This is a genomic window from Pokkaliibacter sp. MBI-7, assembly GCF_029846635.1.
Lineage (GTDB): Bacteria > Pseudomonadota > Gammaproteobacteria > Pseudomonadales > Balneatricaceae > Pokkaliibacter.
Map to the genome: position 1 here is coordinate 1885805 of NZ_JARVTG010000001.1, position 23150 is coordinate 1908954.

General features: G+C 57.4%; 17 protein-coding genes and 1 riboswitch. Of the genes, 5 read left to right on the forward strand and 12 right to left on the reverse strand.

The features are described 5' to 3' along the window. Positions 1-21 precede the first annotated feature (21 nt). Entirely contained in the window at positions 22-387 is a 366-nt protein-coding gene (locus QCD60_RS08405) for a phosphotyrosine protein phosphatase (RefSeq protein WP_279784212.1), read from the reverse strand. A 185-nt stretch (positions 388-572) separates the two neighbouring features. Beyond that, positions 573-4535 carry a trifunctional transcriptional regulator/proline dehydrogenase/L-glutamate gamma-semialdehyde dehydrogenase gene (gene putA / locus QCD60_RS08410; RefSeq protein ID WP_279784214.1) on the reverse strand — a complete coding sequence of 1321 codons (3963 nt, stop codon included), beginning with the start codon at positions 4533-4535 and terminating at the stop codon, positions 573-575. 803 nt (positions 4536-5338) lie between these two features. On the opposite strand from putA, the gene putP reads away from it, so the two are divergent. Next, positions 5339-6832: a sodium/proline symporter PutP gene (putP, locus tag QCD60_RS08415; protein WP_279784216.1), complete on the forward strand. Its 1494-nt coding sequence runs from the start codon at positions 5339-5341 to the stop codon at positions 6830-6832. 102 nt (positions 6833-6934) lie between these two features. Here putP and QCD60_RS08420 read toward each other — a convergent pair whose 3' ends face one another. Beyond that, a complete protein-coding gene (locus tag QCD60_RS08420; RefSeq protein ID WP_279784218.1) occupies positions 6935-7693 on the reverse strand; it encodes a hypothetical protein in 759 nt (252 codons plus the stop codon). Positions 7694-8064: 371 nt separating this feature from the next. Here QCD60_RS08420 and QCD60_RS08425 point away from each other — a divergent pair, with 371 nt between their 5' ends. Beyond that, the gene (locus QCD60_RS08425; protein WP_104153793.1) at positions 8065-8793 is read left to right on the forward strand and encodes a GntR family transcriptional regulator; all 729 of its coding nucleotides are present in this window, start codon (positions 8065-8067) and stop codon (positions 8791-8793) included. Positions 8794-8885: 92 nt separating this feature from the next. Here the strand turns inward: QCD60_RS08425 and QCD60_RS08430 are convergent, their stop codons facing one another. The 8 genes from QCD60_RS08430 to QCD60_RS08465 all read right to left on the reverse strand — a co-directional run bounded on the left by QCD60_RS08430 (position 8886) and on the right by QCD60_RS08465 (position 17302). Continuing rightward, entirely contained in the window at positions 8886-9281 is a 396-nt protein-coding gene (locus QCD60_RS08430) for a VOC family protein (protein WP_279784221.1), read from the reverse strand. Positions 9282-9450: 169 nt separating this feature from the next. After that, on the reverse strand, positions 9451-9834 hold the full coding sequence (locus tag QCD60_RS08435; protein WP_279784223.1) for an STAS/SEC14 domain-containing protein: 384 nt from the start codon (positions 9832-9834) through the stop codon (positions 9451-9453). Between the two features lie 96 nt (positions 9835-9930). Then, positions 9931-10509 carry a manganese efflux pump MntP family protein gene (locus QCD60_RS08440; RefSeq protein ID WP_279784225.1) on the reverse strand — a complete coding sequence of 193 codons (579 nt, stop codon included), beginning with the start codon at positions 10507-10509 and terminating at the stop codon, positions 9931-9933. Between the two features lie 10 nt (positions 10510-10519). Further along, a riboswitch (yybP-ykoY riboswitch) is annotated at positions 10520-10796 on the reverse strand. A 213-nt stretch (positions 10797-11009) separates the two neighbouring features. Next, positions 11010-11831 (reverse strand): ABC transporter permease subunit, encoded by an 822-nt coding sequence (locus QCD60_RS08445; protein ID WP_279784227.1) that lies wholly within the window; start codon positions 11829-11831, stop codon positions 11010-11012. Continuing rightward, complete coding sequence (locus tag QCD60_RS08450) at positions 11818-12723, reverse strand: ABC transporter permease subunit (RefSeq protein ID WP_279784229.1); 906 nt, start codon at positions 12721-12723, stop codon at positions 11818-11820. The genes QCD60_RS08445 and QCD60_RS08450 overlap by 14 nt, the downstream gene beginning before the upstream one ends. Further along, positions 12720-13865, reverse strand: a complete 1146-nt coding sequence (gene potA, locus QCD60_RS08455; RefSeq protein ID WP_279787901.1) for a polyamine ABC transporter ATP-binding protein — start codon at positions 13863-13865, stop codon at positions 12720-12722. Before potA ends, QCD60_RS08450 begins: the two co-directional genes overlap by 4 nt. Before the next feature lie 908 nt (positions 13866-14773). After that, positions 14774-16171 (reverse strand): glutamine synthetase family protein, encoded by a 1398-nt coding sequence (locus QCD60_RS08460; protein ID WP_279784230.1) that lies wholly within the window; start codon positions 16169-16171, stop codon positions 14774-14776. A 321-nt stretch (positions 16172-16492) separates the two neighbouring features. Then, on the reverse strand, positions 16493-17302 hold the full coding sequence (locus QCD60_RS08465) for a gamma-glutamyl-gamma-aminobutyrate hydrolase family protein (RefSeq protein ID WP_279784232.1): 810 nt from the start codon (positions 17300-17302) through the stop codon (positions 16493-16495). 355 nt (positions 17303-17657) lie between these two features. Between QCD60_RS08465 and QCD60_RS08470 the strand changes: the two genes are divergently transcribed. From QCD60_RS08470 to QCD60_RS08480, 3 genes are all read left to right on the forward strand, one after another. After that, positions 17658-19163: an aldehyde dehydrogenase gene (locus tag QCD60_RS08470; RefSeq protein WP_279784234.1), complete on the forward strand. Its 1506-nt coding sequence runs from the start codon at positions 17658-17660 to the stop codon at positions 19161-19163. Between the two features lie 161 nt (positions 19164-19324). Further along, entirely contained in the window at positions 19325-20713 is a 1389-nt protein-coding gene (locus QCD60_RS08475) for an aspartate aminotransferase family protein (RefSeq protein WP_279784236.1), read from the forward strand. Between the two features lie 299 nt (positions 20714-21012). Continuing rightward, positions 21013-21717, forward strand: coding sequence for an HNH endonuclease (locus tag QCD60_RS08480; protein ID WP_279784238.1), 705 nt, complete (start codon positions 21013-21015; stop codon positions 21715-21717). Positions 21718-21825: 108 nt separating this feature from the next. Here the strand turns inward: QCD60_RS08480 and lysA are convergent, their stop codons facing one another. Further along, on the reverse strand, positions 21826-23073 hold the full coding sequence (gene lysA, locus QCD60_RS08485; RefSeq protein ID WP_279784240.1) for a diaminopimelate decarboxylase: 1248 nt from the start codon (positions 23071-23073) through the stop codon (positions 21826-21828). Between the last annotated feature and the right edge of the window lie 77 nt (positions 23074-23150).

Sequence of the window (23150 nt, forward strand, 5' to 3'; positions counted from 1 at the left end):
GCTGACGGGCTGCAGTGTTCTTCACACTACGACGGGTTGCAACACTAGCCCGGGGCTGTACGACTCAGCAGGCAGAACGGCTGCGACCCGCGCCTCCAGCTCTTCAATCAGCGTTGCGTCCATATACTGATACTCATCAGCAATATCGAGCACATACAGGGGTTTATGCTCCAGTAACCGGCCAAATTCGGCACGCAGGCGCTGCCTATGCTTGTTTTCCATCACCAGAATGACATCCGCCCAGACCACGTCGCTGGTCGTCACCGTGCGTCGCGCTTTCGGACTGGTACCGGCTGAACGTGCCTCATAACCCGGGCGCCGCCGCCACAGCTGCTCGGCCGTGGGGCTGCGCCACTGATTGCGACTGCAGACAAACAGCAGCTTCATCCTGATCTCCCTGCACGCTAATAACGACGACCAGTGTAGCTCGCTTCCCTCACCTTCCCCATGCGTGCCAATAAAAAAGCGCAACCCAGCAAAGCCGGATTGCGCTCAAAGCGAGTACTACAGTTGCTCATTGGCCACCCGAGGGCTGGGTGGCCGGAACAGGTTGAGACTCGAACCTGTTTACCTCAGCCGATGGTCATCAGGCTGGCGTTACCACCAGCGGCGGCCGTGTTCACACTCAGGGCACGCTCGATATACAGGCGCTCCAGACTGAGGGTGGTTTCACCGCGGGCCAGACCATGGACACCGACGATGGGTCCGCTGCGCTTGGCAACCTGCTGGCAGACAGCACGCAGCTGGTCAGCATCACCGTGATGCAATACCGCGTCGAACACCACGTCGTCTTTCTTCCAGTCAGCCACCAGACTGATACGTGCCTGTACAGCGGCAGGCAGACGATCACGCAGACGCAGCGTCAGCTCAGACTGCGTCCACACCGCGCAGCCACCCACGGCCAGCACTGCAGCCAGCTGGGTCAGCAGATCACGCTCGTCTTCCGCCAGACACAGCACATGGTCACGCGGCAGGATCACATAGCTGTTACGCTCACCGGTCGGGCCGTCGAGCAGACGGCTGATACCAGTCTGTGCTTCAGCAGCAAAGTTCTCGCAGATGCTGACCAGCTCGGCAAAGTCTTTACCCAGCCAGCTTTGCAGCGCCACCAGCGGATTGCCCTGCTTGTCCAGCATGGCTTTACGCAGACGGCTGTCCGCTTCAATGCGGGCATCAGCCGCCTTGAAGGTGGCACTGACAGCACCGGCTGGACGGGTCGCCAGCAGACGATACAGATACAGCGGGCCACCGGCTTTCGGACCGGTACCTGACAGGCCTTCACCACCGAAGGGCTGCACACCGACCACGGCACCCACCATGTTGCGGTTGACGTAGAGGTTACCAGCCTGTGCACGCTCGGTGACATGGGCAATGGTTTCATCAATACGGGTATGTACACCCAGGGTCAGACCATAGCCAGTGCCATTGATCTGATCCATCAGCTTGTCCAGATCCTTGCGCTTGTAGCGCAGGACGTGCAGTACCGGGCCGAAGATTTCACGTTTCAGATCACTCAGGTTGTCCAGTTCGATCAGGGTGGGCATCACATAGGTGCCGTTCTTCAGTTCATCGGTATTGCTGATGGCGACCTGATAGACGCTGCGGCCCTTGTCACCCATCGCCTTGATGTGTGCTTCGATACCGGTTTTGGCTTCGCTGTCGATCACCGGGCCGATGTCCACATTCAGACGCTCGGGGTTGCCCAGACGGCATTGCGCCATGGCCCCTTTAAGCATTTCGATCACACGATCTGCCACATCTTCCTGCACGCACAGGACGCGCAGGGCCGAGCAGCGCTGACCGGCGCTGTCGAAAGCAGAGGCCACGACATCCGCGACCACCTGCTCTGCCAGAGCAGAAGAATCCACGATCATGGCATTCTGACCACCGGTTTCGGCGATCAGCGGCACGGGGCGGCCCTGGCTGTCGAGACGACCGGCCACGGAACGCGACAGGATACCCGCCACTTCGGTAGAACCGGTGAACATCACGCCCTTGACGCGCTCATCACCGACCAGACGGGCACCTACGGTTTCACCGCGACCTGGCAGCAACTGCACAGCGCCTTCAGGAATACCGGCTTCCAGCAGGATGCGTACCGCCTGCGCCGCTACCAGCGGGGTCTGCTCGGCAGGCTTGGCCAGCACGGTATTACCCGCTGCCAGTGCCGCCGCTACCTGACCGGTGAAGATCGCCAGCGGGAAGTTCCAGGGGCTGATACATACCACCGGACCCAGCGGACGGTGAGTACCGTTATCAAAATGATCACGCGCCTGAGCCGCGTAATAACGCAGGAAGTCCACCGCTTCACGCACTTCGGCAATGGCGTTCAGGTACGTCTTACCGGCTTCACGCACCAGCAGACCCATCAGCTGCTGAATCTGGTTTTCCATCAGTTCTGCGGCACGGTCCAGCAGGGCTGCACGCTCGGCGGGCTGAGTGGCCTGCCAGATCGGGCCGGCACTGATAGCGCAGTTCAGGGCATTGTCCACGTCTTCAATGGACGCTTCCTGCACCTGACCAACCACATCACGGCGATCAGAAGGATTCAGTACATTTTCACGAGCACCGTCGCTTGCAGCACAGCCCAGAATCGGGCCCGCCTGCCAGGCTTCATTGGCACTGCTCAGCAGGGCGCTGGACAGTGAGGCCAGACGATGTTCGTTGGACATATCGATGCCGCTGGAGTTGGTGCGGGCAGCACCGTACAGCTCAACCGGGCTGGGAATACGTGGATGAGGCATGCCCACGCCACCTTCACGGGCAGCCATACCGTCAACCGAGGTGACCGGATCGGCCACCAGATCATCAATGGAAACCGACTGATCAGCGATGCGGTTAACGAAGGAGGTGTTGGCACCGTTTTCCAGCAGACGACGCACCAGATAGGCCAGCAGGGTTTCATGGGTACCGACAGGGGCATAGATACGGCATGGACGATTCAGTTTGCCATCCGATACCTTGCCAACCACCTGCTCGTACAGCGGCTCGCCCATGCCATGCAGGCACTGGAACTCATACTGACCGGGGTAGTAGTTCTGCCCGGCGATCTGATAGATGGTCGCCAGAGAATGGGCGTTGTGAGTCGCGAACTGCGGGTAGATCACCTCGGGCACGGCCAGCAGCTTGCGGGCACAGGCAATATAGGACACGTCGGTGTATACCTTGCGGGTATAGACCGGGAAGCCTTCCAGACCGTCGATCTGAGCACGCTTGATCTCGCTGTCCCAGTAGGCGCCTTTCACCAGACGGATCATCAGACGATGACGGCTGCGACGGGCCAGATCGATAACGTAGTCGATCACGAAGGGGCAACGCTTCTGGTAAGCCTGAATAACGAAGCCGATACCGTTCCAGCCTGCCAGCTGTGGCTCGAAGCACAGACGCTCCAGCAGGTCGAGGGAGATTTCCAGACGGTCCGCTTCTTCGGCGTCAATGTTGATACCGATGTCATACTGTTTGGCAAGCAGGGTCAGCGACAGCAGACGGGGGTACAACTCGTCCATTACGCGGTCATACTGCGCACGGCTGTAACGCGGGTGCAGTGCCGACAGCTTGATGGAGATACCGGGGCCTTCATAGATACCGCGGCCATGAGAGGCCTTGCCGATGGAGTGAATGGCCTGCTCGTAGGACGCCAGATATTTCTGCGCATCGGCTTCGGTCAGTGCCGCTTCACCCAGCATGTCATAGGAGTAGCGGAAGCCGCGGGACTCCAGACGGCTGGCGTTGGCCAGTGCTTCACCGATGGTTTCACCGGTCACGAACTGCTCGCCCATCAGACGCATGGCCATGTCCACACCTTTGCGGATCAGTGGCTCACCGCTGCGGCCGATGATGCGGTTCAGTGAGGATGACAGGCCGGACTCGTTGTGGGTCGATACCAGCTTGCCGGTGATCAGCAGACCCCAGGACGCGGCGTTGACGAACATGGACGAGCTCTGGCCCAGATGCTGGCTCCAGTTGCCATTGCTGATCTTGTCACGGATCAGGGCATCACGGGTGGGCTTGTCGGGGATACGCAGCAGGGCTTCGGCCAGACACATCAGTGCCACGCCTTCCTGCGATGACAGGGAAAACTCCTGCAGCAGGCCCTGCACGATACCGGAACGGCCGCCCACATTTTTCTGATTGCGCAGCTTTTCTGCTACGTCATAAGCCAGCTTGTAGGCTGCTTTGGCCGTCGGCTCAGGCAGACGTGCCTGCTCCAGCAGCATGGCCACCATTTCATTTTCCGGACGACGGTAGGCCGCAGTGATGGCGGCGCGCAGTACGGACTGGGGCAGGATGCTTTCGGCAAAATCCAGGAACGGCTGACGGCTGGTTTCCACCACACCTTCCAGCACTTCCGCGCTATCGCTGCGCTCGGCAGCACTCAGCTCAGGCAGGGCTGCGCCGTTCTCCAGCTTCTCCAGATAACTGAAGATCGCCTGCTTGATCACCCAGTGTGGTGTACGGTCAATGGAACGCGCCGCTTCTTTGAGACGTTCGCGCGTTACATCGTCAAGTTTAACCCCGAGGGTTGTGGTGGCCATGTGTATTCCTCTCGCTCTCCGGGCACATCATCAGGCCCTGGCATCACAGGTATAGGTGGCAAAGAATAGCGTGCAACCCAGCAAAAGAGCAACCAGGTGCAACCTTATTTTTCATCCTCCAACCGGTCGTTTAATAAAACGGAAACAAATCATATCAATCAATAAGTTATGGATAAGATACTGATCTATAAGCCATTTTTATTAGACTAAAGTCGCAACAAAAAGCGCGTTTTTCCCTTGTACCTGCGACAGAATCTTGTTTAGCATCCGTGCCCTACAAAAATAACAGGTTGCACTAAATCCATCCGAGTGTTGCTACCAGCCCCAATCAGGTTAAACCCTTACCTTCCGTATGGGCATACCCGCTGCGGCCTCATCGACACTCTTTGTATATAGCACAGCCTGGCGAAACCAATGCCCCGCCATCCCAGATGACATCTCGCCATGCCGCCAGAGATCACTTTCACAACGGGTGATATCGCGTTATGGAGCGTCTTCTGAAGATCAAAGGGCACGACGCAGGACGCTGAAATACAGCCTTGCCGCCTCGCTCTTCGCCGCCATTCGTGCAGCGCAGAACGGAAGTATCAGGGCAATAACAAAGGCAGCCTCTTCACCTTCCCGACAGGGTGGTGATGGCAAAGCGTTGTCGCTGTATGACAGCGGATTGAGCAGCACTGGCCCACGCCAGCAATAACCGGTTCAACCCGCTGACGAGTCATCCCGCGGCTTGCACGGCAGAGTGTGTGGTAGCACCTGATCACCGTGACAAGACCGTATTATTGCAACAGGGGAATTTGTGCATGACTGCCAATACACCAACCCTGATCACGTTCGTGGTCTACATTGCACTGATGATCTTTATTGGTCTGGCTGCATACCGCTCTACTAACAACCTTTCCGATTACATTCTGGGTGGCCGCAGTCTCGGCAGCTTCGTCACCGCACTGTCTGCCGGCGCCTCCGACATGAGTGGCTGGCTACTGATGGGCCTGCCCGGCGCCATTTACCTGTCTGGCGTGTCTGAATCCTGGATCGCTATCGGCCTGATCGCCGGTGCCTGGCTGAACTGGCTGTTCGTCGCGGGCCGTCTGCGGGTGCATACCGAACACAATGGCAATGCCCTGACCCTGCCTGATTACTTCTCCAGCCGCTTTGAAGACAACAGCCGCGTGCTGCGTCTGCTGTCGGCCGTGATCATTCTGGTGTTCTTCACCATCTACTGTGCCTCCGGCATCGTCGCTGGTGCCCGTCTGTTCGAGAGCACATTCGGTCTGTCTTATGAAACCGCTCTGTGGGCAGGCGCCGCGGCGACCATCGCCTACACCCTGATCGGCGGCTTCCTGGCGGTCAGCTGGACCGACACCGTGCAGGCCAGCCTGATGATTTTTGCCCTGATCCTGACCCCTGTACTGGTGCTGGTTTCTACCGGTGGCTTTGACCAGACCGTCGCCGTGATCGAAGCCCAGAACGTCGAGTATCTGGACATGTTCAAGGGCGCTTCTTTTGTTGGCGTTATCTCGCTGATGGCGTGGGGCCTGGGTTATTTCGGCCAGCCTCATATTCTGGCGCGCTTTATGGCCATCGACTCGGTCAAGTCCATCCCTGCCGCCCGCCGTATCGGTATGGCGTGGATGATCCTGTGTCTGGCGGGCGCGGTGGCTGTTGGCTTCTTCGGCATCGCCTACTTCCAGGCACACCCTGAGCAGGTTGGCCCGGTCAGCGAGAACCCCGAGCGTATCTTTATTGAACTGACCAAGTGGCTGTTCAACCCCTGGATCACCGGCGTACTGCTGTCTGCCATTCTGGCCGCCGTCATGAGCACCCTGAGCTGCCAGCTGCTGGTATGTTCCAGCGCCCTGACCGAAGACTTCTACAAAGCCTTCCTGCGCCCCAATGCCGGTGAACATGAGCTGGTGTGGTTTGGCCGCGTGATGGTGCTAGTGGTAGCGCTGGTTGCGATCTTCATGGCCACTAACCCTGAGAACCGCGTACTGGGGCTGGTGTCTTACGCCTGGGCAGGTTTCGGTGCTGCCTTCGGCCCTGTGGTGCTGATTTCCGTACTATGGAAAGGCATGACCCGCAACGGCGCACTGGCTGGCATGCTGGTCGGTGCGGTGACTGTCATCGTCTGGAAGCAGAACGGCTGGCTGGGACTGTATGAAATCATCCCCGGCTTTATCTTCGCCAGCGTTGCCATTCTGCTCTTCAGTAAACTGGGCAAGGCGCCAACCAGCACCATGCTGCAGCGCTTTGATACCGCCGATAAGGAGTATCAGGCAGCTCATTGCCTGTAATCGCCGTCAGCGGTTTATCTGCACCATATAAAAACGGGCCACAGTCTGCACTGTGGCCCGTTTTTTTACATTTCAACGATGCCGGACAGGTCCGGCAAGCCCTTACTGACCGCTTTGCAGCATCTTCTGCAAGGTTTCCGGATCAACGTTCTCCATCATCTTCTGCAGGGTTTCACTGTCCATATTCTGCATCATGCTGCCACCGCTCTGGCCACCGGAGCCGCCCAGCAAGCCTTGCAGACCACCCAGCAGCGAACCCATATCCACCGTGCGATAACCCACCGGCGGCATAAACAGCTTGGCATCCTGCGGGCCACGACTGATCTGTCTGACCAGATAGTTATCGCGCCTGGCATTCAGTTCACGGGCCGAGAGCACCACGCCATCCTGCGTAATACAGGCCACACCCTGTTTAGCAGGCTGCTGCGGTGAGGCCAGCTGCCACTCATCACAGCCTTCGCCTGCCACGGTGCGGTGACCGATCTTCTGCCCCTGCAGATGGCTGACATCGAAGCTGGCACCACCGAGCATGGCGCTGACCCGCTGCATATCCAACTTCATCACGATCTGCTCACCGGCAGCCACCCGCCCGGTGGGATAGACAAAGGCTTCGCCGGTGACCGGATCAAACACGGCGACGGCCGCATCACCCGGCATATCCTGCATTTCCTGGGTTTTCTGCATACGGATACGGGTCTTGCTGGCGTAGGCGTTGACCACTGCGGGATACACGCGGTTATTGCGGGCATCCCAGATATCCACCTGCGCCTGATAGGCGGCTTTGGGCTGAGGCGGCTGCGCAGCCTGGGCGTTAATCGCCAGCAGACCGGCAAGCATCACTAATGTGGGCCTGAATCCCATGGCATGACTCCTTCCTGTACAGGCACTGTCGTTCGACTTTCTGGGCAACAAATTACGGCGGCACATCCTACCAGTCACAGCAGTAACTGGGCAGAGCCGTACTTCCACCGATTATCCGCGGCCCCCCTGCATCTGCAAGGGCACAGCGGTTTCCGATTGGAACAGTGGCAGTAACATCACAAAAAAGTGATCTCATTTTCTCCCTGCCTCCATGCCGCAAGAACAGAAAAATTCAGGCATTACCGGATAATAAGAAGCGAACAGGAGTCACCATCGCAAAAAAATGTGCTCACATTTTGGATTTTGCTACACTTCCCTGCACGACCGCAGCGCGTCACCCTGTTCAGCCTGCCTGCGGTGTGATGGCAGCCATGTCTGGCAATCTGGAATGTGGAGCGAAAATATTGGCCAAAGCCCCCATTGTTATCCAACCGCCCCAGCGGGATGACAACGAAACCCTGCAGGAATGGGTCTATCGCGCCCTGCGGCAGGCAATCATGACCGGCCACTTTGTCCCCGGTCACAGTGTCACCATTCGTGGTGTCGCAGAAATGCTCAATGTCAGCCTGATGCCAGTGCGTGAAGCCCTGCGCCGGCTGGTGGCGGAGCGAGCGCTGGAACTGCTCAGCAACCGCCGGGTGACGGTACCCAAAATGACCCCTTCCAAGCTGGAAGAGCTGGCCTCTGCCCGTATTGCACTGGAAAGTCTGGCCGCCGTGCGCGCCCTGCCAGCCATCAATGATGAGCTGCTGCAAACCCTGCGGGCGCTGGATGAGGAAGTGGATCAGGCTCTGCATGACGGCGATGTCACCACCTATCTGCAGAAAAATCAGGCCTTCCATCTGACGCTGTACCGCGCCGGAGATTCTCAGGTACTGATTCCGCTGATTGAAAGCCTGTGGCTGCAGTTCGGCCCGTTTATGCGCATGGTACTGGGCCGCATCGGTGTGTCCTATGTACTTGACCGCCATGCCGAAGCCCTCAAGGCCATTGAACGCAAGGATCCGCTGGCGCTGCGTCTGGCTATCGAAGGGGATATCCGCGATGGTATGGGCTCACTGAGCCAGGAAGAATTGCTGGCGAACGCCCGCGATAACTGATACCTCACTGCCTGTCAGACAGTCAGGGCGCCACGCGGCGCCCTGTTGCTTTCCACCCTTCAGACGTGCCCTGCCGGACACCTGACCCCGGCTTACACCGGGCTATGACACACGGCTTCGACGTTATTGCCGTCCGGGTCCAGCAAAAAAGCACCGTAGTAATCCGCATGATAGTGCGGGCGCAGCCCCGGCTTGCCGTTATCCTCGCCACCGGCCGCCAGCCCCGCAGCATGGAACGCCTCTACCTGCGCGCGACTACCGGCGCTGAAGGCCACATGCCGCGGTGTGCTTGGCTCATGACTCTCAATCACCCAGAACACCGGCTTACCGATCGGGCCATAGGCACACATGCGCCGGGTGGGAAACGCCGCATCCCACTCTGTGACCAGCTCCATCTGCACTGACAGCCCGAGCGCCGCAAAGGCCGCATCATAAAAGGCCTTGGTCAGGGGGTAGTTACTGGCGTAGGTACTGAGGTGATCAATCATCGTTGTCTTCCTTTACAGAGCAATGGATGAAGTAGGGAACGTCTGAATCCTGCTGCCACTTCACGCAGATAGACCGGCAGGCCGGCCGTGGGTGACGGACAGGAATCTTCTACAGCAGGCCAGTGACGTGACCGCGATGGTAAGAGCCACGACCTACAGCTGCTGCTGATCAGTCCTGCTGCAACCAGCTCAGCGCCTGCTGCAGATTTTCAAAGTAGCGCACCTCGCCACCGACAAACCAGGAACCAATCTTCGCCGCCACTTCCTGCCAGTGGCGGTTACCGTAAATCGCGACTTTCTCGAACTCACTGCCGTGTTTCAACCCCAGACGCAGATCGTCCCAGGCGGCACGCAACTCCCAGCCGAGCAGCTCGGTAGCATCAAACAGGGCTTTGACCCGTGGAGACGGCACCTGTGCCAGGGCCGAATCTACCATGGGTGAAATCACCTCATAATCGGCATGAGTGAGCTTACCTACTGCTTTCAGCGACAGGAAAAACTCTTCACCAAAACGCTCAATACCGATGGAAAGACCATGCCGGGCGATTGTCATGCTGTGTCTCCCTTGCAGTTTCTGACTCCAACAGCAAAAGCTAGCACAGGAAAGCCCGGCCTGCCCGGTCAGCGGGAGCAGAAAGGCAGCAATGTATCAGGCCGCACCACTCATATGCTCATACAGAATGACGCTGCCGATGATGATCAGCACAATACCGCCGACGGCTTCGGCACGCTGGCCAATGACACAACCCAGCTTTTTACCCAGCAGCATACCGATGGTAACCATGATGGTGGTGGCACAGCCGATAGCCACCGCAGCAACAGCGATGTTCACCTCGACGAAGGCCAGACTGACACCGACGGCCAGCGCATCAATACTGGTGGCTACCGCACTGAGGCACAGCATCCAGACAGGCTGCGCTACCGCGGGGGTATCGCTTTCCACCTCACAGACTTCTTCATTGAAGCCGGCCCAGCACATCCGCAACCCAAGCAAACTCAGTACGGTGAAAGCAACCCAGTGGTCCCATTCAGCAATAAAGTGCGACGTGCCCAGGCCAAGCAGCCAGCCAATGACAGGGGTAATGCCTTCGATCACACCAAACAACAGTCCGGTTTTTAAGGCATGAGAAAAACGATGATCTTGTGCAGAGATTCCTTTACCCACGGCAACGGCAAAGGCATCGGTAGACATCGCAAAAGCGATCAGCAGGATGGAAATAAAGCTCACGGTTAGTTATCCAGGCCGGGCAATAACCATGACAGATCGCGCGCCCGGCCTTTATGGCGCTGATCTGTCCATGGTCTCGCTAACCTGTCGGTCGCCTGAGCCACGGTCTGCCGACCGAGAATGTTGACTCAGACACTTTCACTCACCGCACCCACCACCCGCCGAACCCACTCCTGCTGGAGCGAGGCCGTCATACCTCTGCCACTCTGTGGTGGCTTGAAGGCGGTGGTCAGAAGCACGGAGGAAAGTCAGCTACTCCCCAAAGACGCCGCCACCCTACCAAGTTGAAATCCCTTAGGCAATCAAAAAATACACATCAACCATGGTTAACTTTTTAAGCCGAAGTCCATAAACGGCGCGGCCTGCAGCGTAGCCCTACAGTTCAGAGAGCGAATCAGTGCGGTTAACCCGCCAATAAAAAAGAGCCATAACGACAGGGTCGCTATGGCTCCTTGATCAGCACAGATCGACGCCGGGCAACAGCCGCGACTCAGCGCGGGTTATTCCTCATCCGGCAGCATCTGCGCATCACGCTCAGCCTTGCGGGCAAACCACCAGGCCACGCACACGGCAATACTGACCACCAGCACGATCAGGGTCGCCAGCGCGTTGATCTTGGGGCTGACCCCCAGACGCACGCTGGAGAACACCACCATCGGCAGCGTAGTGGAGCCGGGGCCGGAGACAAAGCTGGCGATTACCAGATCATCCATCGACAGGGTGAACGACAGTAACCAGCCTGCCACCAGCGAGGGGGCAATGATGGGCAGCGTGACCAGCCAGAATACCTTAAATGGATGAGCACCGAGGTCCATCGCTGCCTCTTCCAGCGACAGATCCATCTCTTTCAGCCGCGAGCTGATCACAATGGCAGCATAGGCGGTACAGAAGGTGATATGCGCCAGCAGAATGGTCAGCGAACCGCGCTCAGCCGGCCAGCCAAACAGCTGCCCCATCGCCACAAACAGCAGCAGCAATGACAGCCCGGTGATGACATCAGGCATAACCAGAGGCGCATTGATCATCGAACCAAACAGGGTGTGGCCCCAGAACCGACCAAAACGCACCAGTGCAAAGGCGGCCAGGGTGCCGAGAATGATAGCGCCGGTGGAGGCGCCCATGGCGATCTTCAGACTGAGCCAGACGGCGCTCATCATCTGATCATCGGCAAACAGCTCGCCGTACCACTTGGTAGAAAAACCAGCCCACACTGTCACCAGTCGCGACTCGTTAAAGGAGTAACCGATCAGCAGCACGATGGGCAGATAGAGAAACGCAAAGCCCAGCGTCAGCACCGTCAGTGACAGTTTATTTAGCTTCATTGGCTGCCTCCTTGGCCTGATAACGGTTAAACAAGGCAATCGGGACCAGCAGCAGCAACAGCATGACAATGGCCACCGCCGAAGCAACCGGCCAGTCGCGGTTGTTGAAGAACTCCTGCCACAGCACCTTACCGATCATCAGGGTATTGGCACCGCCCAGTAGCGAAGGAATGACGAACTCCCCCACCGCCGGAATGAAAACCAGCATGGAGCCGGCAATGATGCCCGCCTTGGACAATGGCAGCGTCACCTTGAGGAAGGTCTTCCACGGGCGACAACCCAGATCAGAAGCGGCTTCCAGCAGTGACAGATCCATCTTCAGCAGGTTGGCATACAGCGGCAGGATCATGAACGGCAGGTAGGCATAGACAATACCGATATACACCGCCACGTTGGTGTTGAGAATTTCCAGCGGCTCGTGGATCAGGCCGATGGACATCAGGAAGTTGTTGAGCAGGCCGTTGCTCTTGAGAATGCCGATCCAGGCATAGATACGGATCAGAAAGGAGGTCCAGCTCGGCAGAATCACCAGCATCAGCAGAACATTGCGCACACTGGGCTCAGACCGGGCCATGAAGTAGGCCATCGGATAACCCACCAGCAGGCACAGCACGGTGGCAAAGAACGCCGTTTTCAGCGAGTTCAGATACGCCAGAAAGTACAGGTCATCCTGCAGCAGGAAATGGAAATTGCCGAGATTGAGCTTGATATTAAGCACATCGTCGGCGTACGAGATCAGATCTTCATACGGAGGAATAGCAATGGCCGATTCTGACAAACTGATCTTCAGTACGATGGCAAACGGAATGAAGAAGAACAGCAGCAGCCAGATGTAAGGAACGGAGATGATCCATGTCCGCCCTTTGGAGAAGCAGTTCAGCAGTTTAGTCATGATATGAGCACCACCCCGCTGGCAGTATCCCAGCTCAGATAGACCTCATCACCCCAGGTCGCGCGGTCCTGAGTCGAACGGGCAACGTTGGCAACGGTACACTGAATGCGGTGACCGCCGGCAATTTCTACGTGATAGTTAGAAATGCCGCCCAGATAGGCAATATCCGATACCGTGCCTTTAACCCAGTTAGTTGTCTGCTCAGGGCGCTCAAACGACACCGATATTTTCTCCGGGCGCACCGCCACCGCGACCGGCATACCGGCACTGACCGAGGCGTTCAGACCCAGTGCCAGCGGGCATTCGAGTTCACTGCTGGTGATCAGCAGCTCTTCGGCATCCTCGGCCTGTTCGTCGACCACCCCCTCGAAGATATTGACCGAGCCGATAAACTCGGCAGTCAGACGACTGTTGGGGTATTCGTAAACTTCAGTGGGGCTGCCGACCTGACAGATTTCGCCGGAATCCATGATGCCGAGGCGACCGGCCATGGTCATGGCTTCTTCCTGATCGTGGGTCACCATCACACAGGTCACACCCACGCTTTCGATAATGTTCACCACTTCCAGCTGCATCTGGGTACGCAGCTTTTTATCCAGCGCGCCCATCGGCTCATCCAGCAGCAACAGCTTGGGATGCTTGGCCAGACTGCGTGCCAGAGCGACACGCTGGCGCTGGCCACCGGACAGCTGGTGCGGCTTGCGACGGGCATACTTGCTCATGTGCACCAGCTTCAGCATGTGTGCGACACGATCACCGATCTGGTTGCGGGTCATGCCATCCTGCTTCAGACCAAAGGCGATGTTCTGCTCCACACTCATGTGCGGGAACAGTGCATAGGACTGGAACATCATATTGATGGGGCGCTCGTAGGGAGGCAGCGCGGTAATGTCCTGACCATCGAGAATGATGCGGCCCGCGGTGGGGCGCTCAAACCCGGCCAGCATCCGCAGCAGCGTGGTTTTGCCACATCCGGAACCACCGAGCAGGGCGAATATCTCGCCTTTACGAATATCCAGGCTGACATCATTGACGGCCTTGGTATCGCCAAACATCTTGGTGACCTGCTGAATCTGCAGGATCGTCTGCTCGGGCCTCTTGGCCGAGTCCGCCATCGCAGCGGTGCTGGTAGCTACATTCATTATCGACATAACCTCCTGACTTATACTTGTTGGCGACCCCACCGCCGGGGGAGCTACCGAAACCTTTAATACTTCGACGGCCTGATGCTTGGCACTGAGCGCCGGCTGACCGGCACCTGACGTATCTCTGCGACGAATCGTAAACCTGTGACGCGTGGAGCCTGTGCAGTCAGCCTGACTGCCGCTTACCACGCTACTGAACCGCCAAGAGTAACAGAGTCTGCCTGACGGAACATGTGCAACCAAACCGCGCTTTATATCAGAAAGCACAGCAGACGCCAGTGCTAGAACAAGGTTTTGCGTTCATCTGTGCAGCGAGCCGCTGCACCGCAGATCAACCTGCCCGCTGCACCGCAGAGTCACCGGTAAATATTCCACCGGCGATGTGGGTTTGCGGTCAGCCTGCAACAGCCGGGAACGTGTTCACGCTCCAGGGCTCACGTATTTGATAATCCCGTTATCTATACCTAAAACCACTATGCACAAGCTATGCCGAAGAATATAAAAGACGAATTATTTTTATTAGTCCAATTCAGTGTGCATGAGCTAAAAAACCAGATAAATACTTTCCCATCCATCTTCAGTTTTAGCTCAATAAAACATTACTACCAATAACTAACATCTATTTCTAAAAATACCCCCATGGGAATATTGAAGAATATATAACTGAAAAAATTCAGCTTAATATTCACCCTATATCCAACGCCCAGACCACACTACTGCATCGCAACAAAAAACCAGCATGTTCAATACGTTACATAAATTCCATAAAGATGATGCCTGAGCTGAAAGGTAATCAGCAGCAGACAACGCTTATTCAGTCACAAATAAAAAGGGCGATCTGTTCAAGGCACCAAAACAGGTATCCAAAAACCAGATCGCCCCAAAATAGCGCATGCTATTTTTAATTACACGGTGCGCAAATAGGAGTCATATTCCAATTGCGTTACCTGACTTCCGAAAGTCGCCAATTCCTGCCATTTACACGCGCTATATAGGCGCTGATACGGTTCACCAAAATATTCTTTAATAAATTCTGATTCTTCAAAGGCCAGCAATGCATCGGCTAGATTGTCCGGCAGTGACGCCTCATGCTGTGCATAGGCGTTACCCACGGTAGCGGGTGGCGGCTCCATCTTGTTGACGATGCCGTGATAGGCGCCCGCCAGCACTGCAGCCATCGACAGGAAGGGGTTGGCATCGGCACCGCCCACGCGGTGTTCGATACGGATCGCCGAACGCTCACCAGATGGAATACGGATTGCGGTACTCCGGTTGTCGTAGCCCCAGCACGGATGCACCGGCGCATGGCTGCCCGCCTGGAAACGACGATAAGAGTTAATGTTCGGTGCCAGCAGCGCCATGCTGTCCGCCATGGAGTGAGTCAGACCGGCGATGGCCTGACGCAGCAGATCACTGCCGGTGGGCGTGCCGTTATCGAACACGTTGCGGCCTTCCTGATCAATCAGGCTGAAGTGGATGTGCATACCGTTACCGGCCAGATCGCCGTATGGCTTGGCCATAAAGGTCGCATTCATCTGATGGGCCTGAGCCACCCCCTTGATTACCCGCTTCAGCAGAATGGCGTGTTCCGCTGCCTGCACCGCATTGGCGACGTGATGCAGGTTGATTTCATACTGGTTCGGCGCCTGCTCGGCCACCGTGGTATCCACCGGCAGGTCCTGGGTGGAAGCCGCGCGGGAGATACCGTCGAAGAAGTCCTCGAACTCATGCAGCTCCTCGATACCGTACACCTGATTGGTGAACTGACGACGGCCCGTGGTAGGCGACATGGGTGGCTGCGGACGGCCATCAGCGGCAGGGTCACGGTCCAGCAGATAGAACTCCAGCTCAATCGCCACCACCGGCGTCAGCCCCAGCTGTTTGAACAGATCACAGATATGCTGCAGACGGTGGCGCGGATCACCGAAGAACGGAGCACCGTCAGACTCATACATGGACATGACGATCTGCGCGGTGCGGCGTTTCAGCCAGGGCACTTCCTTGAGGGAACGACTGACCGGCAGACAAAGGGCGTCGCGGTCACCGGTTTCAAACACCAGCCCGCTTTCCGATACGTCGTTACCCCAGATATCCAGCGCGAACATGGAGCTGGGCAGACGGATACCGCTGGACAGCACCTTCGGCACCGCACTGCGCGGCACCCATTTCCCCCTGACCACACCGTTGGTATCGGGGATCAGCAATTCAAACACCTCGATATCGGGGTGCTGATTGAGGAAAGCATGGGCATCGTCCAGGTTCGTCTGCAGACTACCGGCAACCATAGTGCTCTCACTCGACATTTTCTCTCTCCTCATGAAGCCCGATGTCTTCACCCAGGAGAGACATCCGGCTCAGGCGTTGAGCCTGACTATCGTGCTGTGCGGGCCGCTATCAATGTAGCTGTCATACGTTATTGGGTGACCCGCTTGTGTACTTTGTTGGTAATGCTGTTTGCCGGTTCGGGACCGGCGCCGTGTCGACGCGGGGGGTGGTTCCTCCACCGCATCGCCGGCAGAAACCGGGGGATCCATGGTGGTCATTGGCGTAAGCCAAACCTCTGTCTAATTACGCAACGGTGATGCTTATGCAGTAAGCCGTGATGCTTACGCCGTAAACCGATACTAACGGCGGCCGCTGGTGGCCAGACGCTGCGCCTGCCGCAACCGCGCTGCCTCACCGAAGGCATGGAACAGCGCAGAAGACAGCGCATCATCGGCAAACTGCCATTCCGGGTGCCACTGCACCGCGACGACCAGCGCCGCTGCCGAAGGCAGGCTGACCGCTTCAATCAAACCATCATCGGCACGGGCCTCAACCCGTAACACCGGCGCCAGCTGCTTCACCCCCTGACCGTGCAGGGAGTTCACCTTCCAGCGTGTGCAGCTCAGCCAGCTGGCCAGCAATCCATGCGCCACCAGCGTCACCTCGTGAGCGGGCGCATACTGTTCAGCCCGGCTGGCATGCTTGTCTTCACGATGATCCTGCAGTTCGGGCTGTTCATGTACCGCCTGATACAGGCTGCCGCCCAGTGCCACATTCAGCTCCTGAAAGCCACGACAAACGGCAAACAGCGGCACGCCCTGCTCAATGGCAAGACGGATAAGACGAAGGCTGGTGGCATCGCGCTGAGGATCAGCAGGGGAATCAGGATGAAGCAGGGATTCGTGGTAATGCTGGGGGTTGAGATTGGAAGGGCTGCCGGGAAGAAAAAGGCCATCAAGGCGAGAGATCAGATCGCGCAGGTAATCATCATCCACCTGCTGCAGTTCGCGTCCGTCCTGCTCAAAGCTCAGTCCGGGAATCAGCATGGCCTGCGCCTGGCTGCCATGGATCACCGCGTTGATGTATTTCTCCCCCACCCCGTGAAAGGGGGCCTGGCCGTTTAAAAACACATCGGCCTGAATTCCGATTAACGGGCGCTGCTCGCCCATAAACACCTCCAACCGCGTTACCGAACACAGATATAGTGATCACTTTTTTAGAAATCTTGTCAAGCACTCGATTTTCACCCCCTGCTAACCCCATGAATTAGCAAGGCTAAGGGCGGATTTTACGGCGCCCTCAGGGCAGCAGAATGGCTCACCTTGGCTTTTTGTCGGCATCACGATATTGTGATCACATTATCCCGGTGCTAACCTGTGATCACAAATTTGACACCCCTCTGCAGTGACACTCAGAACAGCATGGCAGCCAACACCGCCCGTCAGGTCACTCGCAGATCCGTCCCAGCCACCCCATGGGCACGTCGAGCAGCACGCTACGCCGCTCCGGCCAGAGAGGATAACCATGAGCAACAGTAAAACCCTTGCCGACTGGCAGGCTCTCGCCCACCGCATCCGTATTCCCGGTCAGGCCATTATTGATGGCAACGCCTGCGACGCCCTGTCCGGTAAATGCTTTACTCCCATCAACCCGGCTAACGGCCAGCCGCTGGGTGAGGTCGCCGAGTGCGACGCCGCTGATGTGGATGTCGCCGTCGCAGCCGCCCGTCGCGCCTTTGCAGACCGCCGCTGGGCAGGCATGGCACCGGGCCAGCGCAAGCGCATCATGCAACGCTGGGCGGCACTGATTGATGAGCACACTGACGAACTGGCTCTGCTGGAAACCCTCAATATGGGTAAACCCATCAGCGACAGCCTGAGTGTGGATGTCCCCGCTACCTCTCGCTGCATCGCCTGGTACGGTGAAGCTATCGACAAGATCTATGACGAAATCGCTCCCACCGCCAGCAACGCGCTGGCCACCATTACCCGTGAGCCGGTCGGCGTCGTGGCCGTGGTGGTGCCCTGGAACTTCCCCATGATCATGGCCGCATGGAAACTCGGCCCGGCGCTGGCCGCAGGCAACTCGGTGGTGCTGAAGCCTGCCGAGCAGTCGCCACTGACGGCTATTCGTCTGGCGGAACTGGCGCTGGAAGCCGGTATTCCTGCGGGTGTGCTCAATGTGCTGCCGGGCTTTGGCCCGACGGCAGGCAAGGCTCTCGGCCTGCATATGGATGTGGATGCGCTGGCATTCACCGGCTCCACTGATGTCGGCAAGCTATTCATGCAGTATGCCGGTCAGTCCAACCTGAAGAAGGTCGGACTGGAATGTGGCGGCAAATCACCGCACATCATTCTCGACGACTGCGAAGACCTCGACGCCGCCGCCACCGCAGCCGCCTGGGGCATCTTCTTCAATCAGGGCGAGATGTGTACTGCAGGCTCGCGCCTGATCGTGCATGAAAAGGTCTATGACCGGGTGCTGGCAAAAATTGCTGAGGTCGCCGCCACCCTGCAGCCCGGCGATCCGCTGGACCCGGCCACTTCGCTCGGAGCGCTGGTGGAACACAAACATATGGAACGGGTGCTGGACTATATCCGTATCGGTCAGGAAGAAGGTGCAACCCTTTATCTGGGTGGCCAGCAGGTGCGGCAGGACACCGGCGGCGCCTTTGTGCAACCCACGGTCTTCAGCGATGTGAACAACCGCATGCGCATCGCTCAGGAAGAAATCTTCGGCCCGGTGCTGGCGGCCATCCGCGTCAAGGATGCCGATGAAGCCCTGCAGGTAGCCAACGATGTGTGCTATGGCCTCGGGGCTGCCGTCTGGACCAGCAATATCAATACCGCCCACCGTATCAGCCGTGGTCTGCGTGCCGGCGTGGTGTACGTCAACTGCTATGACGCCGACGACATCACCGTGCCCTTCGGTGGCTACAAACAGTCGGGCATCGGCCGCGACAAATCGCTGCATGCCTTTGACAAGTACACCGAACTCAAGACCACCTGGATTCGCTTAACCGGCTGTTAAGACAGCTATTCGCTGCGCCCCGGCCAGCCCGCTGGCCGGCCGTATCACTGCACTCCGAACAGCGTTGTACTGCTGATGGCCCAGCCACCGGCAGTCGGAGCAGTGCGCCCGGCAATTTCGTCCGATAAGGCTTCGCGCAGCCAACCCTATGGAGCGTTGCAATGAACAACCCGATGAGCACTGCCGCACACCCCGAGCGTACTCGTGAAGAGTGGCAACACCTCGATCGCCAGCATCACCTGCATCCCTTTACCGACTTCAAGGAGCTGGCCGGCAAAGGTTCACGCATTATCAGCCGCGCTGAAGGCGCCTATGTCTGGGATGTCGATGGCCACCAGATACTCGACGGCATGGCCGGGCTGTGGTGCGTCAATGTCGGCTATGGCCGCAAGGAAATTGCCGATGCGGTCTATGCGCAGATGCTGCAGCTGCCCTACTACAACAACTTTTTCCAGACCGCCCATCCGCCAGCCATCGAGCTGGCCAGCCAGCTGACGGCACTGGCACCGCGCTTCAAGCAGGTGTTTTTCACCGGCTCCGGCTCCGAAGCCAACGACACCGTACTGCGCATGATCTGGCGCTACTGGCAGCTGCTCGATCAGCCGCAGCGCCGGGTCGTCATCTCGCGTAAAAATGCCTATCACGGCAGCACCCTGGGTGGCGCCAGCCTCGGCGGCTTTGGCGTGGTGCATGAGCAGATGGGCCATCTGATTCCCGATATCGTCCATATCAACCAGCCTTACTGGTACGGCGAAGGTCAGGACATGTCAGCGGAAGAGTTCGGCCTGCTGCGCGCCCGCGAACTGCGCGACACCATCGAAGAGATCGGTGCCGACAAGGTGGCAGCCTTTATCGGCGAGCCGATTCAGGGCGCAGGCGGTGTGATCATCCCCCCTGCGACTTACTGGCCGGAAATCCAGAAGATCTGTGATGAATACGGCATCCTGCTGGTGACCGATGAAGTGATCTGCGGCTTTGGCCGCACCGGCAAATGGTTCGGTGCTGACTATTTCGGCGTCAAACCCGACCTGATGCCGGTCGCCAAGGGAATCACCTCGGGTTATATCCCCCTCGGTGGAGTCATGGTCAGCGAGCGGGTCAGTGACGTGCTGATGGGCGATGCCGGGGAGTTCTACCATGGTTTCACCTACTCCGGGCATCCGGTGGCCTGTGCTGCGGCACTGACCAATCTGTCTATCCTGCACCAGGAACATCTGGTGACCCGCATCAAAGACGACATCGGCCCTTATCTGCAGCAGCAGCTGCGCACGCTGCAGGCACATCCGCTGGTCGGTGAAGTACGTGGTCTGGGCCTGTTTGGCGCCATCGAACTGGTGGCCGACAAGGCCAGCCACCGCCGCTTTGACAGCAAACAGGGCGTCGGTATGCGCTGCCGCGAGCACTGCTTCCAGAACGGTCTGATCATGCGCGCCGTCGGCGACACCATGATCATCGCTCCACCCTTTATCATCAGCCACGCGCAGGTCGATGAGCTGGTCAGCAAGGCATGGAAGTGTCTGGACCTGACCGCCCGCTCCATCGCGAGCTGATCACTGTTATTAGCCGTCACCGAATACCTGTTGTAATCACTGCGTTCTGTTTACCCCGCCCGGCCAGAGTGATCTATCCGGGCTTTTTTATCGAGCGCTCATCTCATTATTGTGAATCTAGTAGTTGCCAGCAGTGCATGGGCTAATATCAGCAAATAACTGTTAAAAATAAGAAATAGGTGTTAAGGCTAAAACCAAACAAATATGCCTTAGTAAAATCAATTGACGCGCTTCATAGATAATCTTCGCTCAGGCTACTATTGAACACTGTGTAATCTTTCAAAGAAGTGGAGTCGATCATGACGTTTGAAAGCTGGATGAGGTTTCGTGATTTATCCGAATCATCCATCAGAAAATATAATAGTGCTATCAGCGGTGTTATTTCCGAGTGGGCCATAGATAACGGAATCATAGATGGCCCAATAACTTCTATTTTGAGTTATAGCCGCTTCAAGTCCATTGCTCTAGATATAAGAAAACTGCCGCTGTACCAAGAACGAAACACTCGTGGCCACAATATGTATGCCAGCGCACTCAACAAGTATGAAGAATACTTACAGGAGGGTTTTGACTCAGATATTGAGACAGATATTGAAGCAATATTGCTCCAAGATAGCGTTACTACGACAGAGAAGGCGACATTACTTAACACTAGGATAGGGCAGGGAAATTTCCGACAGAAATTGATATCACTTTGGGGTGGTTGCGCTGTAACAGGTTACAACGATATATCGATGCTAGTGGCATCACACATCAAACCTTGGTGCAAATCATCAAATACTGAAAGGCTAGACCGCTACAATGGTTTACTTCTGTTGCCTAATATCGATAAAGCATTCGATGCAGGACTCATATCCTTCAGTGAATCTGGAAACATACTCATATCTCCCCAGCTTCACGCTCCTGAGCAGTTAGGCATTCTTTCGTCAATGTCAGTGAGCTTGAAAGTAGAACATCAGGTGTACATGGACTTTCATCGCCGTTTCATCTTTCGCAGCGCCTAGCAAGAAATACCTGGGGACGCATATTTAGCGCCCCACAGTTTGAGTTATCACACCGAAGGTATGTATCTCAAAAGTATTCCCTCGCCATAAATGGCGTGGTCAGTGTTATCAATCCAGCATTTCCGCTGCCAGCAATTCCTCAAACGTCTGACGACGGCGAATCACCCGTGATGCATCACCGTCCACCAGATATTCCGTGGCATAGCGGCGGCTGTTGTAGTTGGAAGACATGGTGGCACCATAGGCACCGGCATCGTGGAACACCACCAGATCACCCACTGCCGCGACGGGCAGATCCTGGCTTTCCACTACGCCTTCCGCACCCTGCGTAAAGACATCACCGGATTCACACAGGGGCCCGGCCACGGTGGTCGGTTGCAGCTCAGCGTCACTCAGGTCACGGCCATCCCCCGCCACGACGGAAATGCGGTGGAAACTGCCGTACATAGCCGGGCGCATCAGCTCGTTAAAACCGGCATCCACCAGCGTGAAGTGACGGCTACCCATATATTTGCTGGCCCGCACTTCGGCCACCAGCACGCCTGACTCGGCGACCAGGAAGCGACCCGGTTCCAGCTCCAGCCGTACCGGATGCCCCAGATGGTCAGCGATACGCTGGCGCACGGCGTCCCACAGCTCGAAGTAATGGGCGGTATCGACCGGCTCATCGCTGTCACGGTAAGGGATCGACAGGCCGCCACCGGCGGAAATTGCTTCCAGATCGTGATCCGCCAGTTTGACCAGCCCGATCATGGCCTCGCCCACCTGCTGCAGGTGGTCATAGTCCACACCGGAGCCGATATGCAGATGCAGGCCGACCAGTTTGAGGCCGTACTGACGCACGGCGGCAATCGCCTGTGGCAGCTCGGTGTGCCAGATACCGTGCTTGCTGTTCTCGCCGCCGGTATTGGTTTTGCGGCTGTGGCCGTGGCCAAAACCGGGGTTGACGCGAATCCACACCCGGTGGCCGGGCGACAGCGGGCCAAGCTGGTGCAGCATATCCAGCGAGCCGACGTTGACTTCGATCTTATCGGCCACCACCCGTTCCAGGGTCTGGCGGTCAAACAGATCGGCAGTAAACACCACTTCCGCTTCCCCTTCGGTGGTGGTCAGGCGGTAACCGGCACGTTTGGCTCGCTCCAGCTCACCCAGCGAGACCGAATCCACCTTGATGCCAATCTCGCGCATCAGGCTGAGAATATGAATGTTGGAGCAGGCTTTCTGGGCAAAACGCACGGTATCGAACTGCTTGAGCTGGGCCGCCTTGGCGCGGATCACCGCTGCGTCGTAGCACCACAGCGGGGTGCCCTGCTGTTGCGCCAGGGTGGCGATCTGCTGGTCTGACAGCGTACTCATCGTGCTAACTCCTGCATTGCGTGGGCAGCGGCGGATTAACCCGCAGCCAAAAAATAAAGGCGTATTGAAGCACGGCG